The organism is Lactobacillus kefiranofaciens, from assembly GCF_900103655.1.
GTDB classification, from domain to species: Bacteria; Bacillota; Bacilli; order Lactobacillales; family Lactobacillaceae; genus Lactobacillus; species Lactobacillus kefiranofaciens.
Genome location: NZ_FMXC01000015.1, coordinates 1 through 15,888, shown reverse-complemented (window position 1 = coordinate 15,888; position 15,888 = coordinate 1). Strand labels below are relative to the sequence as shown.

Sequence of the window (15,888 nt, the reverse complement as noted above, 5' to 3'; positions counted from 1 at the left end):
TTGCTTTTCGAAATTAATTTAACACACGCTTAGCAGCTGATGGGTAGAAGTAGCCACTCAATGCTTGCTTTCTTACGCCTTGGCTTGGCGTTGCAGCGTGAACGTACTTGCCGCCACCTACGTAAATACCAACGTGATAAGGAGAAGCAGCTGAGCCCCAGAATAATAAATCACCCTTCTTTAAATGATTCATTGAAACGCGTTTGCCTTTAGTAACTTGACCAAAGGTAGTACGAGGCAAGGTTTTCTTAGCAGCCCTTTTATAAACGTATTGAGCTAAACCAGAGCAATCAAAAGAAAATGGACCAGTAGCACCGTAAACGTAACGCTTACCGACTTGTTTATTAGCAAGCTTAACTACAGCGTTGCGTTTTTCCTTGGTGCTGGCTGCCTGAACAGTTTGTGTTTGATTCACATTAGGCACATTAATCAGGGATGTACCTGTTAAGAATAATGATAAAACTGCGACAACCTTAACTAAACTACGTCTAAAACTCACTTAAATTTCTCCTTATATACTTTATCTGTAGTGATGTGTTTCATCACTCAACGGTTTATATAATACCGGAGAAATATTACAACTTGATGTTAAACTGACTACTATCTAATTAAGCAATGTAACAAAAAGCGGTAAATTTTGTAAATTATTGTATGATTAGAAAATATTCTACTATTATTTTATGTTGCTTAAAGCCTTGCTTTGTTTTCACTAAACTTGTTACATTAAAAAGCAATAATGTAGTTGAACAAACCATGCATGGCGTATTTTAACATTAATTAAAATGCTAAATCACTTGTTCAAGCACAGGCAACACAACTCCAATTACTACTAATTCACCATTGAATAAAAACTTACTAATTTCTTTTTTAAAAAATACTTCATCATAAGAAAGACCTTTCTATTATGAATAATCAAATTTTCGGATCAAAATTCCGCCAATTACGCAAACAACAACATATAACTTTAGCCCAAGCTGCAGCTGGAATAACTTCAAGGCAATCTCTAGGCAACTGGGAAACTGGCAAAGGCGAGTTAGACTTTGCCAAAGTTCTTTTACTACTCAAAAAAATTAATGTCCAGCCAATAGACTTTTTAGAAAGTAGCATAAATAGTTACCTCAAGCAAACCACTTCACAAATTTCTGTCGCCTACGTTAACAATCAAATTGATAGATTATTGCATTATGCCAATAAATATCTTGAAATAAGTCATCGCAATCTCACAGACAGGATTAGCTTTTTACGTGCTGCTGTGGCATGTAATTATTATATGGATCTTACAGGAAAAGATATAACATCTACTTCCCATAAACTACGAATCATCTCCCATTTTAAAAGGATTTTAGATGGAGAAGAAATTTGGAATTTCGAAGATATTTATTTCTTCGGAAACACACAAAACTTAATGAGTCCCAGAAATATTTACAGTCTAGCCTATTCTCTAAATTACTATCGTCAAAAGCACAACATTAACAACAGAGAATGGATCAATGCCGTTTATAATACGCTGATAAATGCTGAATTTATTCTTATAAAGTCAGACATTAATTTAGCTACTAAGTTAGATCAACTTTTAAGACAAAAGTGGGATTTATCAGACAACTATGCTTTCGAAAAAATTCGACAAAATTTTATGCATCAGTTAATAGAATATATTTCAACTCAAGATGACAGTAAAATAATTCGACAATTACACATTCTCGAATTTGAGCAACTACTTGATCTAAAAGCTGGTTTTAAAACAGCATATGAACAAGTTAAAGAAATATATTTCTCTTAGCAATTTTGCCAATATTTTGGCATTTTTATTTTTACAAAAATTAAGCATGCTACTTTATATCCGTAAACCAATTAAGATTTTCTTGAGGAGGATATAAAAATGAAAAAATCAATCAAATTAATAAATGTACTTTCTGTTAGTGCGTTAGCTTTAGGATTTATAGCACCTGTAACTACAGTTTCTGCTGATACTGTTGGTTCTGATACCTCTAAATCAATTAAAAATAATGAAACAACCTCAACTGCATATACGGTCCCATCTCAATTTAAAGAAATAGATAAGTATGTAACTGTCAAAGATAATCAGTATGTACTCCGTCTTCCACAAAATTCAAATATTGACACACAGACTAAAAAGAATGCCCAAAATCAATTAAACATTGCAAATGGAGTAGTTAAAAATCAAAATTTAGTAATTGATCTACAAACTAAGTTTGCAGATCCAATATCTCTTGATACAAATTCTCCATTTATAGTACTAGCCAAGCGGCCAGCAAATGAGAATAGAACATATCCTTGGGGTGTTAGATCCATCTTTAGAAGCAATGCTGCTGTAAGAACACGTGTTAATATATATAACAACATTTACATTGGTGCTTTAGCCGTCGGAGATGTGTCAGGAACAGCTGGTATGGTTGGTTTCCCTTGGGCTTCTTTAATTGGAACTGTAAGTAGTGCTGCCGTATCAGATAGATGTCAAACTTGGGCTAATAGATTACAACTAAGTGTATAATTTTTTGCGGTAAGTTGAATAAATAATTAAAAAAGCTCAAATCCTTTGAAATTGGACTTGAGCTCAAACAAAAAGACCAGTAGTCTGATGTTAAGAACAAAAAACACATTAGAAGCTGGTCTTTTATGGAATCTATTATAGCTGATATCGTGAAAATTATTAAGTCTGAAAATAATGTTATTGCCCGTGAAAAGGCATTAATGTGCTATTTCTTTGATTTGATTAGAGAATTGATTACATTAGCACTAGAAGAAGTTGATGCTGGTTTAGTTGAAGAGACTAAAAAGCAAGGCTATCAGATTGAGAAGAAAAATAAGCGTTCAGTTGTGACTGCCTTTGGTGAAATCAGCTATTGGCGCAGAAGATATGCTTGTCCTGGCAAAAAGGCTAAATATCCACTGGATAAGCTGATGGGCTATGACAAATATAAGCGTTACAGTGTTTTGGCAGTAAAAGATGTTTTGCAAGTTAGTGCTGTGGCTACTTACCGCAATACCGTTCTAGCAGTTAATACCCTTTCTTGTTTTAAGATTAGTCACAGCCAAGTTGGCAAGCTGATTGTGCAAGCAGGCAAACAGATTAAAGTACAGCAGCAGTCTGAGGAAAGATACGATGGTATTACTCAAAAGAAAAAGGTGCCAGTGCTTTATCTTGAAGGCGATGGCGTTGTGATTAAAGGCACCAAGAAGCGACTGGAATTTCATCGCTATCAAGTCTGCGAGGATATTATTAATTTAAGCAATACTTTAATCATCAGTAATGCCGATGGCAGTGCTGGTTATGCCAAGAAAGATTTTGATGAAATAGTTGGCTATTGCCGGCAGCACGAACACTTCTTGGATGTCTTTCACTTGAATAAAAAGATCAAGGACCGTTTAGGCTTTATGCCGGCTATGCCAAGCAAATTGATCAGTGCAGTTGAGTTCAAGTATGATCGCCACTTGACTGACGTGATTTTAGACACGATTGAAAGCAATCTGATTGATGAGCTGAATACGCCAGAAAATCATGAAAACCTAAAGCGGCTGCGCAGCTATCTTCATCGTCGCTGGGTTGATATTAAGCCGTTTAAGATGCGTCATTTGTCCGTAATTAAAGCAATTGGTTGCTGTGAAAGCAATCACCGCAAGTATACTTATCGCGTTAAAGGACAAGGAAAATACTGGTCAGAGGATGGTGCTGAGGGTATTTTGCGTGTGCTGACTTGCATTAAAAACAAAGAGCTGGAATACTGGCTTAGCAGTGAATTTGCAGGTGGGCAGCTGGATATTGGTGATCAGGAAGACTTGAAAGGTGTGGTTCGTGCCAGCCTAAGAAAGACGCATGAAGCTCATCTGGGCATTCATCACGGCGCCATTGAAAGCTTAACAGCAGGACATAGCTATTTGGATGATTTTGGCAGAAAAATAAATCAAATAAATATTTAAGAAATTAAGGTCAGACTAATGGTTAATAGCCTACCGCAAAAATATTGACACTTACAGATTACAAAGTTATAATAATTCTCATAGAAAAAGTAGAATTTATCAGGATATAAACTGGGCGCTTCAGGATTCAGAAGGTGTATGTAACTTATAAAAGATATTATCCCTATCGAAAGCTGGTAATGGTGGCTTTAATCAGTCTTCCATGGATATTTTTAGTATTTCCATTTACTTTGGATTGGGGTGCCTATATTACCCTCGTAATAGTCAGGATCCCGTATACAATTATTTGGAGCTTATTAATTGCGGCTGGAATATATATTGATATAAAGATGCAAAATAAATATCAACATCATAAGGACAACAATAGACACCAAAACTTTAATAACAATCATTTTAATTATCGTAGCAATTGCACTAGCTTGTTTACCATTTTATAAAAGATACCAACTATTTTGCTTGACCAAAGTAGGTTACTGGGACATCTTAATACAGTTCCTAGTAATCGCAGGTATTAACTTATTCATAGGATTTCATAATGTAAATAAAGCAACTTCAATCATTGAAAAGATTGTTGGTGCATTCTTTCCGAAAACGGGAGCAGCTATTGGCTTATCAATGTATCAAAACCCTAGCTTTAGAAATGCCATAACTAAAGCATACCATTAAGGAAAAAGAGTAAAAATTGTATATAAGTCTGGAGCATCAATGTTTTTAAATAAAGCATATTATTATGTTATTAACTAGTAAATACTACTTTTAGGCGGTGATCCATATGAAAAAGTTTTTGCTTAGGCAGCTTGAGGTTATTATTGCCGAAGGAATAATATTAGTTTCTGATTACTACAACTCTTTGTTATCAACATGGATGTTATGGTTTACAGTAGCTGTAGTAATTATTCAATTTCCAATTGCCTATCTTTATGAAAAGCGCAAAATTAAGGTATCCGAGAAAACAAAAACTTAATAACTCAAAAAAACGAAGTCAATTAAGGCTTCGTTTTTGGATTGATCTTATTTTTCTTTTGTTTCGGTGTTAAATTTAATGCCATCGCCGCTACAACTACTAAGACCGAACCGACCCAATCCATCGGCATCATTACTAAGCCAAAGCACAGCACTGATCCCACCGTCGCTGAGAATGGCTCAAAGGCATCCAATAAACTTGCCGTAGATGGAACAACATAACGCAAAGCGTTCGCCATTAGTTGAAACGGAATAATTGTTCCAATAATAATGACCGCTGCAGTATATAGCCAGACAGATGGCTGATTAGGAATTGCTTGAAATTGCGGTTGAATAATCACCAAACTAATTCCAGCAAAGAGCATCCCCCAACCTGTGACTACTAAAGTCGACATTCTTTTGACAATATTAACGGGAATCAAAGTATAAGCCGCTTCCCCTAAAGCAGAGAGCAATCCCCAGAACAGAGCAACTGGCGTAATAGCTAAATGATCGAACTGGCCATGCGTCGATAGTAAAAATACACCCAAAAAGGCAAAAATTGCAGCCAAAATATCAAGCCGTCGCATTACTTGCTTATGCGTGATAGCTAAATAGCCGAGTACAAAAAACGGCCCAATAAATTGCAAAATCGTCGCAATAGATGCATTAGCCACCTGAATACACATAAAATAAAATAATTGCACGGGTAATAAGCCAAAAATTCCGTAAGCTAAAATAACTAAAGCATCATGCTTATTTTTTAAACTAGCGATTGGTTTTTGCTTCAATATGGCTGCTATTACTAACAAAACAATGCCAGAAATAATTAATCTGATCTGCGTCAGCCACATTGGTGTAATTTTAGGACTAATGTTAAACAATCCCTTGGCAAATAGTCCAGAGATGCCCCACATGACAGCTGCTAATGCCGCTAAAAAAGTCCACAGTCTGCGCGTCTTTGAATCAACCATGACATACCCTTTCTATGCGTGTGACTTTCTGCTCTTCTTTTTCTTAGGCGAAATATTCAAGGCCATTGCTGCCAATACAACTAAGATCGAGCCGACCCAATCCATTGGCGTCATTATTAAGCCAAAGCACAAAACCGATCCTACTGTAGCCGAAAATGGTTCAAAGGCATCGAGCAAACTGACCGTTGATGCCTTGATGAACCGCAACGAATTTGTCATTAATTGGAACGGAATCAAAGTTCCAATTACGATTACCGCTGTCACGTTTAGCCAAACATGTGGCGTATTAGGAATATGAGGCATCTGCGGATGAACCAGCATTAAGCAGATACCTGCAGATAATAATCCCCAGCCCGTAACGACTAAACTAGAGACGCGCTTTAACACATTAATGGGAATCAATGTATTCGTGGCTACTCCCACAGCCGATAGCATTCCCCAGAACAAGACAGCTGGCGTAATGGCAAAATGGTTAAAACGTCCGTGTGTTGCTAAGAGAACTACGCCAATAAATGCACAAATTGCGGCAATCACATCAATGCGACGCATAATTTGCTTGTGCGTAATTGCTAAATAAGCCATTACAAAAAATGGTCCTACAAACTGCAAAATCGTGGCAATTGAGGCGTTGGCCTTCTGTACTACAATAAAATAAAATAATTGCACGGGTAATAACCCAAAAATACCATAAGCAATAATCACCCACGCATCATGTTTATTCTTCATTGTAGCTAGCGGCTTTTGCTTCAAGAAACCAGCAACAATCAATAAGATAATGCCTGAAGTAACCATTCTAATCTGCGACAGCCACATTGGCGTAATATCTGAACTAATATTGAATAAGCTCTTAGCAAATAAGCCTGAAATTCCCCACATGACACAGGCCAGGGCAGCTAAGAATGCCCAAAGTCGACGTTGTTTTTGTGTAATCATTCTTCAATCCTTCATCTTTAAACTAGCTTCTTTATCATAACAAAAACAGACTAATTTTACCTAGTCTGCTTGGAAGTTTATGTAATGTTTTTACAGCTGATTCAAACGATAAAGGACATAGCCAGCCACGCTAACCAAAATACCACAAAGATAAATCCACCAATAGGTTGGCAAAAATGCAATTAATAATAAGGATAAAAATAATGAAGCTAAACTGGAATCACGTTCTAAGCGCTTTTTACCAAAAAGCAAGCCGAACATGATGCCGGACATTGTCAATAAATAAAAAACATCCCCATAAGAAACCACATCTTGGATAATGCCAGCAGCTCCACTAGCCGGCTTCAGTGCAATTAAGGCAAAGACCTGTTCACAGGAAAAAGCAGCAATTAAAAATGATAATACTATTGCAATGAAGCTAACGGTACGAAAAATTGACTTTTGTTTTTGAATTGGGGTTTCTTCCATAAAGGTTTTCAAAAAGAAAGCATGATCTTTTTGATTAGTAATTGCCTTGCCAGTTCTGCGATCATGCCGATCAATTAACCAGCCCAGTGCAAAGAAGACAAACAACACAACGAACTGAATGACTACCAAACGAAAGAAAATAGCAATATCATAAATGACTGCCAAAAACAATATCAGTGCATAAAGCAATTCGGCATAAATAATAAATCTGGTACGCCGCTTATTTTTGAAGACTTTTTGAAAAGTTTTACTATTCGGATCGATCATTTTCTCATCCCTTACACCTTTGCTCTGTAAGATAGCCAGATCCCAGCAATCGCAGTCAGGCCAGCTATAACAATTGCCACTAGCATTTTTTGCTGAAATACAGCCAGTACTAAATAGGTACAAAAGCTAACCAGCTAAGAATACGAATGGCCTTTTTACTACCTTGCAAAATACTAATAGCTAAGGCCAGCATTAAAAGTGCACAAATAAAATCTCCATATAGCCAGACGTTTTCAATTAAACTTGCCATTGATCCCTTCAAAGTCTTGCGAAATAGATCGGCAAACAACTCACGTGTAAAAGCGCCTGCAATTCCGACACTTGCAATGAAAAGAATCATTTCAAAGAAGCGTAAAACAAACATTTTCGTTATCCTAATACTAGTGACGCTTTCCCAGAAGGTATCCCGTTTACGATATCTAAAGATTGGATCACCCCTATCAAAGATCCAACCAATTACTAGATAAGCAAAAATAGCAATACCCTGGAACACAATTAAATGCATAAACAAAGAAAAGTTATACAGTAAGGTAATTAATAAAATAAACACATAAACTAATTCTGCATATAGAATATACTTTCTGTATTTTCTCATATGCATCCAATGCGTTAACTCTTTTTTATTCATATGTCCATCCATTATTCTCACCTGCTTCTCATTTTTAATTATTTCTTAAGTGATTATACAATATCCTTTTGAGAGATTCAAATGAAAAATAAACCAGTATTATTCTTTGGGATAAAACAAAAATTTAGCAAGTGCAAACAAGGCGGAAGCGATGATCAGCCCAGCAATAACTTGAATAAGCTGCCAAACTATTTCTGCACTAAAGCCTGGAACTAAACTTATATAGCCAGTTATACCAACTAAGGCAGAAACAACTGCAACAGTAATAACTACATATTTGTGGATCTTACTCTCAAAGCCAAGCAGAAAAAACATTACAACATACATAATGAAAGTAATATTGCCTGCAATGATTGTAATTTTCGATGCAGCATTACCCATACCAGCAATGCTGGCTATTAAGGTTCCAACTACTGAAATTGTAATCATCACATACACAAAATAATCAACTAAGAACCAAAAGATACGTGCCTGTTTGCTTTTTCGTGGATTCATATTTTGCCTCAACTTTCTTAGCCTGTATAATTAGTTTAAGAATATACTACTTAGGAGCAAATTATGCCATACCCAATTATCTTTTCATTTTTATTTTTTCTAGTTTGCCTTGGAATTTTCATTTGGATCTTAACGCACGAACGGCGATCTTTGCGAGCTGGAGTCAGTCTAGTTATTACCCTATTTTCATTCGCCTTCTTTGACGCAGTCGTTCTGGTTAACGTTGCTGATCTTGATCCTCATTATAAAGACTGGGTTCTGCCATTATTTGTAATAGTTTTCGCGCTGATTGCAGTCGGAACAGTCACTTTTATTATCACTTTAATTGTGATGTTTTTATATGATGGGATTAAAATCATTCTTAAGGAAGGCAACCGCTTAACTAATTACCTATCATTATGTATGGGACTAGCCATTATTTTCTTCTTATTCATCTATCCTATAATTGGTCACGCCACTAAGAACCCGTGGCTAACTTATCCCTACGTCTTCTTATGGTTAGTTATCATCTATTTAGTCGTTATCATGATGATGTACACTTTAACCTCCTGGATCAATTTGATTAACTGGCGCGTACCTCATTTGGATTACATTGTTGTTCTAGGCGCTGGCATTATGGGGAAAAAGGTTACTCCATTACTCGCTGCTCGTATTTCCCGGGGAATAGAAATATACCAAGAGAATCCCGGTTCTAAATTAATCATGTCGGGTGGCCGTGGTCCCGGTGAGGATATCCCCGAAGCCGAGGCAATGGCTGCTTATGCGGAAAAATTAGGCATCCCTAAAGCCGACATCATTATCGAAAATAAATCTAGAACAACTAAAGAAAATCTACAATTTTCACATAAATTAATGGCTCCTAATAGCAAATTCTGCCTGGTTACAAGTTCATATCACGTTTATCGCGCATTAGTTTTAGCTAAGCATCAAGGCTTAAAATGCATTGGCTACGGTGCTAAAACTAAATGGTACTTCACCTTAAACGCATTTGTGCGTGAATTCATTGCCTACCTCGTAATTACCAAGAGAATGCAAATGACTGTCATCGGCTTCTTTGCCTTGATGACGATCATTGCAGCGGCTTTTCACTTTTAGAGTCTGGCTATAATTTTTTGAAGAATAGACTAAGTAAAAAGAATCGGACAAAATCCGATTCTTTTTATTGTACCTAATTTTCAACATCTAAATTAAGGAAAATCACATTTGGTGCTGCAGAAGTCTGCTTCGTCTTTTTGTTATACTTGCCACCATAATATTCATAGCGCGCTTTTCCCTTATCCAAAGGATCTGTATGACAAAGAAAAGCTACATACGTTGCCTTAAATTCCTCTTCCGGGCAACCTAATCCACCAAAAATGATTTCTTCCTGATAGCCATTGGCCACCTCCAAGATGTTCTCTCCTGGTTCTTGAGATCCCACTTGAATAATCAAGCCATATTTGTTGCGCGCTTTATCTCGCGCAACCACATGCACGATTGCTTTTTCTTCTATCACATTTCTGTTTGGATCATCAAGTGCATTGGCTTCCTGAATATCAAGGTTAGGCAGAACTCTTTGCACCGTTGACAGCAAATGCTCATTATGCTTCTTCATAATGGCTACAGCCATATGATCTGCCATTACTGCTGAAAATTCATCTTCTAACATCTAAAAATCCTCATTTCAAAAAATTAGAGCTTTTATCCCTCTATTATTTATTACGCAAAAAAAGCGCAAAATTTTTTTGAAAATTGAATTTTTTAAATTTCTTTTCTAAAGAATGGGCTGAGTAAGGCTACAAGTAAGCCGTAAATGAAGTACCAGCGGTAAATATCAGCCAAGTCTTGATTTTTTACCCATAAAATTAAGGCAATTACTGTCAATAGAGCACCTAAAAAGATAGTTGAACCCATATTTTTATCAGTGTAAAAACTAACACCAGCGCCTAACGCAATTAAGGCAATCAAGCTAAAGATGACAATAATGGCTGGACCTTTGGTTTGCACATCAACATCAAGTAGTGTAGCATCACTGAATAATTGCCAAACCATGAAACCTGCTAAGGCAATACCTGCAAGCAAAATAATTAGTCTGACGATAAATGAAGTGAATTTTTTCATAATTTCTTCCTCTCGTATTATGTTCTCATTGTACCAAAAAAGCGCTTGGATATTTACAAACGCTTTTCAATATTAAGCTAGCAATTTCTTGATAGCTTCTTCTACACTTGCATTCAAAGACTGATGCTTAGCTGCAGCATAATTAGCCAATTTTTCATGCAATGCGGGATCAATACGTACATTGAAATTGCCCTTGAAAGGTTTTTCTGGTGCGATGCCATCTTCTTTACAGCTTTCTAGGTAATCATCAACCGCACCTTGAAAGTCTTTTTCTAACTCATCTATTGTATTACCTTCGTAAGAAATAAGACTTTTAATTCCTTGAACTTTACCAAATAGAATCTTATCTTCTAAAGTATACTCAATAGAGCCTTCATAGCCCTTATATTTCATATATTGATTAGTCTTTTTCATTTTCGTTCATCCCTTTAATTTTATCTTGGATCTGCTTAATTTGATAAGGTAACAATTCTTTTCTAGGATGTGGTTTATGAAGAATGATACGATCACTACCTTTCTTGAAGACAATCCTAGATCCGCTAGTTTTTCCTTTATTATCAAGTTGATAATTTAGTTCTTGCAGTAGAGTCTTGGCATCTTTAAAATCAAATGTTTTTGGATGACTGTATAACTTTAATAATAATTTTTCTAGTTTACTCACGTTATCCTCACTTAAGTATATATTATAGTGTTTAAATTGTAACTAAATTTGCAACTAAAAATTATACCCTATTTCTGAAAATCAATCTACCAAAAAAGCGCTTGGATATTTCCAAACGCTTCTTTATTCTAATCATCTAAACCTAACTTCTTAAAGATATCATCTACATGACGCAAGTGATAATGATAATCAAACGCATCATCAATATCTTCCTTAGATAGATAGTTCATGATTTCACTGTTTTCAACTAGAGGTTTAAATTGCTTTTGCTCGTTCCATGACTTAGCCGTTAACTTCTGTACCATGTCATAAGCCTTTTCTCGTGATAAGCCTGCTTCATCAATCAGCTTAAGCAGCACACGTTGTGAGTAGATCAAACCATAAGTACGATTCATGTTCTTGAGCATCGTTTCAGGGAAGACGTCCAAGTTCGTTAAAATTCGATTGAAACGGTGCAACATATAGTCCACGCCAATCGTAGTATCCGGCAAAATTACTCGTTCAGCACTAGAGTGTGAAATGTCGCGTTCATGCCATAACGCAACGTCTTCATATGCCGTAACGATATGACCACGCATCACGCGTGCCATCCCGCAAAGGTTTTCAGAGCCAATCGGATTACGCTTATGCGGCATTGCAGATGAACCCTTTTGACCAGCACGGAAATGCTCTTCAACTTCATGAATCTCGCTACGTTGCAGACCACGAATTTCAGTAGTCCAATTTTCAATGCTAGTAGCAATTAAAGCCAGCATAGCAATATATTCAGCGTGCAAGTCACGTGGCAAAACCTGACTGGTAATTGGTTGTTGCGTCAAGCCAAGCTGCTTCATCACGCTAGTTTCAATTTCAGGTGGCACATTGGCAAAGGTACCAACGGCACCAGAGATTTTACCCGATTCTACACCCTTAGCAGCATGTTCAAAACGGTCGATGTCGCGGTTAATTTCGGCATACCAACGAGCTAATTTCAAACCAAAGGTAGTTGGTTCAGCTTGCACACCGTGCGTACGACCCATTTCTACCGTGTACTTGTACTTCTTAGCCTTCTCTGCAATCGTCTTTTTCAATTCATGCAGATCTTGTCTGATGATTTTATCAGCTTGCTTAAGTAAAAGTCCTTGTGCTGTATCAACCACGTCAGTTGAAGTTAAACCAAAGTGCACCCACTTCTTTTCAGGCCCAAGGCTTTCAGATACCGTTCTGGTAAAAGCAACGACATCATGGTGGGTTATTTGTTCTAATTCCGCAACTCGTTCAGCAGTAAAAGAAGCATTCTTAGCAATCTTTTCTGCGTCAGCTTCTGGAACTTCGCCTTGTTCAGCCCAGGCTTTAGTTGCCGCAATTTCTACTTCTAACCAAGCAGCATACTTGTTTTCATCAGTCCAAATTTTACCCATTTCTGGGCGAGTATAACGTTCAAGCATAAATTACATTTCCCATGGATTCTTCAATACAATAGTTTGTTCACGGTCAGGACCAACTGAAACAGTTACCAGTGGCACACCAACCAATTCTGAAACGCGGTTCAAGAACTTCTTAGCATTTTCTGGAAGTGCATCCCAAGTCTTAACGCCGGTAATGTCTTCTTCCCAAGCTGGAAGTTCTTCATAAACAGGCTTGCATCTGTACAATTCCTTCAAACTTGCTGGGTAGTAGTCAATCTTCTTGCCATCAAGTTCATAAGCAGTACAAATTTTGATCTTGTCAAAACCGGAGAAGACGTCAAGCAAGTTAAGGCTTAAGCCGTTAATGCCTGAAACACGCTTAGCATGACGCAAAGCAACTGAGTCAAACCAACCAACACGACGTGGACGGCCAGTAACAGTTCCATATTCATGAGCAGTGTCACGAATGCGGTCACCAACTTCGTCAAGAAGTTCAGTTGGGAATGGACCTTCACCAACACGAGTAGTGTAAGCCTTGCAGACGCCAATTACAGTATTCAAGCGGTTAGCACCCATACCGATACCGGAACAAATTCCCCCGGAAATAGTGTTAGATGAAGTTACATATGGGTAAGTCCCTTCATCAATATCAAGCATGGTACCTTGAGCACCTTCAAAGAGGACCTTTTCACCGTTATCAAGTGCGTCGTTAACCAATACTGAAGTATCAGTCACGTACTTCTTCATCTTTTGACCATATTCATAGTATTTGTCAAAAATATCTTCAAACTTAAGAGCAGGCTTACCATAAACCTTAGTGAATAATTCATTCTTCATCTTTAAGTTAAGACGTAGCTTTTCTTCAAAAGTATCTTTTTCAAGTAAATCACAAACGCGAATACCAATTCTTGAAGCCTTGTCCATGTAGGTTGGTCCAATACCATTCTTGGTAGTACCGATCTTCTTGTCGCCCTTAGCTTCTTCTTGGTATTCATCTTGCTTAACGTTGTAAGGCATAATAATGTTAGCACGGTTAGAAATTCTTAACTTGCTGGTATCAATACCATTCTTTTCCAAGTTATCAAGTTCGCCAAACATTACTTCTGGGTTGATTACTACGCCGTTACCAATTACGGCACCCTTGGAGGCAGCGAAAATACCAGATGGAATTAAACGCATCTTAAATTCCTTACCATCAATATCAATGGTGTGGCCTGCGTTGTTACCACCATTTGAACGAACTGCCATCGTGGCTTCCTTACTTAAGAAGTCAGTAATCTTACCTTTACCTTCATCGCCCCATTGGCTACCTACGACTGCAACTGCTGTCATTTGAAATTCACCTCATAAAAAATCTCTATAAATATTACGTATGCTAGTCTAGCAATTTAATAATTATTAGTCAATGCAAAATCCGAATTATTTCATTTTTATTTTCTTGCATAGTTCGATTTCTATATTGACAAACCAATTTATATCTCATATAGTAGGTCTCGGTTCGAATAATATGTTAACAAGGAGTTAATTAAAGTGAGCAATTATTTCAGTATGGAAGCCTTCGACTACGACAACATTCAACTTGTCCCTAATAAGGGAATTATCAAAAGTCGCCGTGACGCCGACACTAGCGTTAAGTTTGGGAAGCGAACGTTTAAAATTCCCGTTGTTCCCGCTAATATGGAAAGCGTAATTGATGATGGTTTAGCGGTTTGGCTGGCAGAAAATGGTTACTACTATGTTATGCACCGTTTTGAACCGGAGAAACGCATTCCTTTTATTAAGATGATGCATGAAAAAGGCCTATTTGCTTCAATCTCAGTCGGGATCAAAGACAGCGAATATGACTTCATCGATGAACTGGTTAAGCAAAACTTAAAGCCAGAATACATCACCATTGATGTAGCTCACGGTCATTCAATTTATGTCATCAAAATGATCAAATATATTAAGGAAAAATTGCCAGAATCATTTTTAACTGCTGGTAATATCGCTACGCCAGAAGCTGTTCGTGAATTAGAAAACGCAGGTGCCGATGCTACTAAAGTTGGTGTTGGACCTGGTCGAGCATGTATTACTAAGCTGAAGACTGGCTTTGGTACTGGTGGTTGGCAATTAGCGGCTTTGCGGATGTGCAGTAAAGCTGCATCCAAACCATTAATCGCAGATGGTGGTATTCGCCATAATGGTGACATTGCTAAGTCTGTTCGCTTTGGCGCCACCATGGTCATGATCGGCTCTATGCTCGCAGGACACGAAGAATCTCCTGGTCATATTATTAAAATTGATGGTAAAGACTACAAGCAATATTGGGGCTCTGCTTCTGAGGTTCAAAAAGGCGCCTACCGTAATGTAGAAGGCAAGCAAATGCTGGTCCCTTACCGTGGTTCAATCAAGGACACTTTGCGTGAAATGCAGGAAGATTTGCAATCTTCTATCTCCTATGCTGGCGGTCGTGATTTGAATTCTATTAAGCTAGTCGACTATGTAATCGTCAAAGACAATATCTTCGATGGAGATAGATAAGGCAAAACTAATCCAATATATTGCATTTCAATTATTTTCTTATTAAGAAATCAAAGATAATATAGTTTTATCCCCGTTTTTTCGATAAAATGGTAAAGGCCTAGTTACTGTAGGGTAGTCAGTAGCTGGGCCTTTTTGGTTTAAATTACAAAGTTTTTGTTTTCCATTTTTTAAATAATTTTTGCTTAAAAATCGTCATACTTGTTATCATAGCAAAGCTTTGAGCCATTTGAATTCTTTTTAAAAAAGTTTCAATTTTCCCTTGCAATTAATAGCATATGTTATGCAATAAAGATGTAAGGAATGAGGGAACAAAAAGTTCCAATCAATTAAAGCGATATAGAAAAAACGAGGTATTCATTATGTTTGATTCAAAGAAATTAGTTAAAGTTGTTTCAGTTGCAGTTGCTTCAATGAGTTTGTTAGGTGTCAGCTCAGTTGCTCAAGCTGCTAGCTTCAACGCTCCAAAGCTTGGTGTTTCAGAAGTTGCTCCTGCTAACCCTTCAATCAAGAAAGGCAACAAGATCTTTGTTACTGTTAAGGATACTAAGAACCAAAAAGTTAGCGTTT

At 37.1% G+C, this 15,888-nt stretch carries 18 protein-coding genes and 1 pseudogene; 7 read left to right on the top strand and 12 right to left on the bottom strand.

Features of this window, described 5'->3' with window-relative positions:
* Positions 1-13: 13 nt before the first annotated feature.
* Complete coding sequence (locus BLP58_RS06705) at positions 14-499, bottom strand: C40 family peptidase (RefSeq protein WP_013854865.1); 486 nt, start codon at positions 497-499, stop codon at positions 14-16.
* A 405-nt stretch (positions 500-904) separates the two neighbouring features.
* Between BLP58_RS06705 and BLP58_RS06700 the strand changes: the two genes are divergently transcribed.
* The 4 genes from BLP58_RS06700 (at position 905) to BLP58_RS06675 (ending at position 4,903) form a co-directional block, all read left to right on the top strand.
* The gene (locus BLP58_RS06700; protein WP_013854867.1) at positions 905-1,780 is read left to right on the top strand and encodes a helix-turn-helix domain-containing protein; all 876 of its coding nucleotides are present in this window, start codon (positions 905-907) and stop codon (positions 1,778-1,780) included.
* A 99-nt stretch (positions 1,781-1,879) separates the two neighbouring features.
* Positions 1,880-2,512, top strand: a complete 633-nt coding sequence (locus BLP58_RS06695; RefSeq protein ID WP_013854868.1) for a hypothetical protein — start codon at positions 1,880-1,882, stop codon at positions 2,510-2,512.
* Positions 2,513-2,637: 125 nt separating this feature from the next.
* Entirely contained in the window at positions 2,638-3,939 is a 1,302-nt protein-coding gene (locus BLP58_RS06690) for a UPF0236 family transposase-like protein (RefSeq protein WP_074484256.1), read from the top strand.
* Between the two features lie 772 nt (positions 3,940-4,711).
* Positions 4,712-4,903 carry a hypothetical protein gene (locus BLP58_RS06675; protein ID WP_013854870.1) on the top strand — a complete coding sequence of 64 codons (192 nt, stop codon included), beginning with the start codon at positions 4,712-4,714 and terminating at the stop codon, positions 4,901-4,903.
* Positions 4,904-4,925: 22 nt separating this feature from the next.
* Here the strand turns inward: BLP58_RS06675 and BLP58_RS06670 are convergent, their stop codons facing one another.
* The 5 genes from BLP58_RS06670 to BLP58_RS06650 form a co-directional block, all read right to left on the bottom strand.
* Positions 4,926-5,855 carry an EamA family transporter gene (locus BLP58_RS06670; protein WP_013854871.1) on the bottom strand — a complete coding sequence of 310 codons (930 nt, stop codon included), beginning with the start codon at positions 5,853-5,855 and terminating at the stop codon, positions 4,926-4,928.
* A 12-nt stretch (positions 5,856-5,867) separates the two neighbouring features.
* Complete coding sequence (locus tag BLP58_RS06665; RefSeq protein WP_013854872.1) at positions 5,868-6,788, bottom strand: EamA family transporter; 921 nt, start codon at positions 6,786-6,788, stop codon at positions 5,868-5,870.
* Between the two features lie 90 nt (positions 6,789-6,878).
* Complete coding sequence (locus BLP58_RS06660; protein ID WP_013854873.1) at positions 6,879-7,523, bottom strand: hypothetical protein; 645 nt, start codon at positions 7,521-7,523, stop codon at positions 6,879-6,881.
* 109 nt (positions 7,524-7,632) lie between these two features.
* Positions 7,633-8,163 (bottom strand): hypothetical protein, encoded by a 531-nt coding sequence (locus BLP58_RS06655; RefSeq protein WP_013854874.1) that lies wholly within the window; start codon positions 8,161-8,163, stop codon positions 7,633-7,635.
* A gap of 87 nt (positions 8,164-8,250) precedes the next feature.
* Positions 8,251-8,646 (bottom strand): hypothetical protein, encoded by a 396-nt coding sequence (locus tag BLP58_RS06650; RefSeq protein ID WP_013854875.1) that lies wholly within the window; start codon positions 8,644-8,646, stop codon positions 8,251-8,253.
* A 63-nt stretch (positions 8,647-8,709) separates the two neighbouring features.
* Here BLP58_RS06650 and BLP58_RS06645 point away from each other — a divergent pair, with 63 nt between their 5' ends.
* Complete coding sequence (locus BLP58_RS06645; RefSeq protein WP_013854876.1) at positions 8,710-9,741, top strand: YdcF family protein; 1,032 nt, start codon at positions 8,710-8,712, stop codon at positions 9,739-9,741.
* Between the two features lie 73 nt (positions 9,742-9,814).
* Here the strand turns inward: BLP58_RS06645 and BLP58_RS06640 are convergent, their stop codons facing one another.
* The 6 genes from BLP58_RS06640 to BLP58_RS06615 all read right to left on the bottom strand — a co-directional run bounded on the left by BLP58_RS06640 (position 9,815) and on the right by BLP58_RS06615 (position 14,127).
* Positions 9,815-10,294: a hypothetical protein gene (locus BLP58_RS06640; RefSeq protein ID WP_013854877.1), complete on the bottom strand. Its 480-nt coding sequence runs from the start codon at positions 10,292-10,294 to the stop codon at positions 9,815-9,817.
* A 92-nt stretch (positions 10,295-10,386) separates the two neighbouring features.
* Positions 10,387-10,746, bottom strand: coding sequence for a hypothetical protein (locus tag BLP58_RS06635; protein ID WP_013854878.1), 360 nt, complete (start codon positions 10,744-10,746; stop codon positions 10,387-10,389).
* 72 nt (positions 10,747-10,818) lie between these two features.
* The gene (locus BLP58_RS06630) at positions 10,819-11,160 is read right to left on the bottom strand and encodes a type II toxin-antitoxin system HicB family antitoxin (protein ID WP_013854879.1); all 342 of its coding nucleotides are present in this window, start codon (positions 11,158-11,160) and stop codon (positions 10,819-10,821) included.
* A complete protein-coding gene (locus tag BLP58_RS06625; RefSeq protein ID WP_013854880.1) occupies positions 11,147-11,407 on the bottom strand; it encodes a type II toxin-antitoxin system HicA family toxin in 261 nt (86 codons plus the stop codon). Before BLP58_RS06625 ends, BLP58_RS06630 begins: the two co-directional genes overlap by 14 nt.
* Positions 11,408-11,535: 128 nt before the next feature.
* Positions 11,536-12,834 carry an adenylosuccinate lyase gene (gene purB, locus BLP58_RS06620; RefSeq protein WP_013854881.1) on the bottom strand — a complete coding sequence of 433 codons (1,299 nt, stop codon included), beginning with the start codon at positions 12,832-12,834 and terminating at the stop codon, positions 11,536-11,538.
* Positions 12,835-12,837: 3 nt separating this feature from the next.
* Complete coding sequence (locus BLP58_RS06615) at positions 12,838-14,127, bottom strand: adenylosuccinate synthase (RefSeq protein WP_013854882.1); 1,290 nt, start codon at positions 14,125-14,127, stop codon at positions 12,838-12,840.
* A 198-nt stretch (positions 14,128-14,325) separates the two neighbouring features.
* On the opposite strand from BLP58_RS06615, the gene BLP58_RS06610 reads away from it, so the two are divergent.
* On the top strand, positions 14,326-15,318 hold the full coding sequence (locus tag BLP58_RS06610; protein ID WP_013854883.1) for a GMP reductase: 993 nt from the start codon (positions 14,326-14,328) through the stop codon (positions 15,316-15,318).
* Between the two features lie 362 nt (positions 15,319-15,680).
* Positions 15,681-15,888: pseudogene (locus BLP58_RS06605) on the top strand (hypothetical protein); the annotation flags it as partial.

Coding starts and splice junctions, on each gene's coding strand:
- BLP58_RS06660 (WP_013854873.1), bottom strand. CDS start 7,523: ATGATCGATCCGAATAGTAAAACTTTTCAAAAAGTCTTCAAAAATAAG.
- BLP58_RS06615 (WP_013854882.1), bottom strand. CDS start 14,127: ATGACAGCAGTTGCAGTCGTAGGTAGCCAATGGGGCGATGAAGGTAAA.
- BLP58_RS06670 (WP_013854871.1), bottom strand. CDS start 5,855: ATGGTTGATTCAAAGACGCGCAGACTGTGGACTTTTTTAGCGGCATTA.
- BLP58_RS06700 (WP_013854867.1), top strand. CDS start 905: ATGAATAATCAAATTTTCGGATCAAAATTCCGCCAATTACGCAAACAA.
- BLP58_RS06635 (WP_013854878.1), bottom strand. CDS start 10,746: ATGAAAAAATTCACTTCATTTATCGTCAGACTAATTATTTTGCTTGCA.
- BLP58_RS06675 (WP_013854870.1), top strand. CDS start 4,712: ATGAAAAAGTTTTTGCTTAGGCAGCTTGAGGTTATTATTGCCGAAGGA.
- BLP58_RS06655 (WP_013854874.1), bottom strand. CDS start 8,163: ATGGATGGACATATGAATAAAAAAGAGTTAACGCATTGGATGCATATG.
- BLP58_RS06690 (WP_074484256.1), top strand. CDS start 2,638: ATGGAATCTATTATAGCTGATATCGTGAAAATTATTAAGTCTGAAAAT.
- BLP58_RS06665 (WP_013854872.1), bottom strand. CDS start 6,788: ATGATTACACAAAAACAACGTCGACTTTGGGCATTCTTAGCTGCCCTG.
- BLP58_RS06650 (WP_013854875.1), bottom strand. CDS start 8,646: ATGAATCCACGAAAAAGCAAACAGGCACGTATCTTTTGGTTCTTAGTT.
- BLP58_RS06645 (WP_013854876.1), top strand. CDS start 8,710: ATGCCATACCCAATTATCTTTTCATTTTTATTTTTTCTAGTTTGCCTT.
- BLP58_RS06640 (WP_013854877.1), bottom strand. CDS start 10,294: ATGTTAGAAGATGAATTTTCAGCAGTAATGGCAGATCATATGGCTGTA.
- BLP58_RS06695 (WP_013854868.1), top strand. CDS start 1,880: ATGAAAAAATCAATCAAATTAATAAATGTACTTTCTGTTAGTGCGTTA.
- purB (WP_013854881.1), bottom strand. CDS start 12,834: ATGCTTGAACGTTATACTCGCCCAGAAATGGGTAAAATTTGGACTGAT.
- BLP58_RS06630 (WP_013854879.1), bottom strand. CDS start 11,160: ATGAAAAAGACTAATCAATATATGAAATATAAGGGCTATGAAGGCTCT.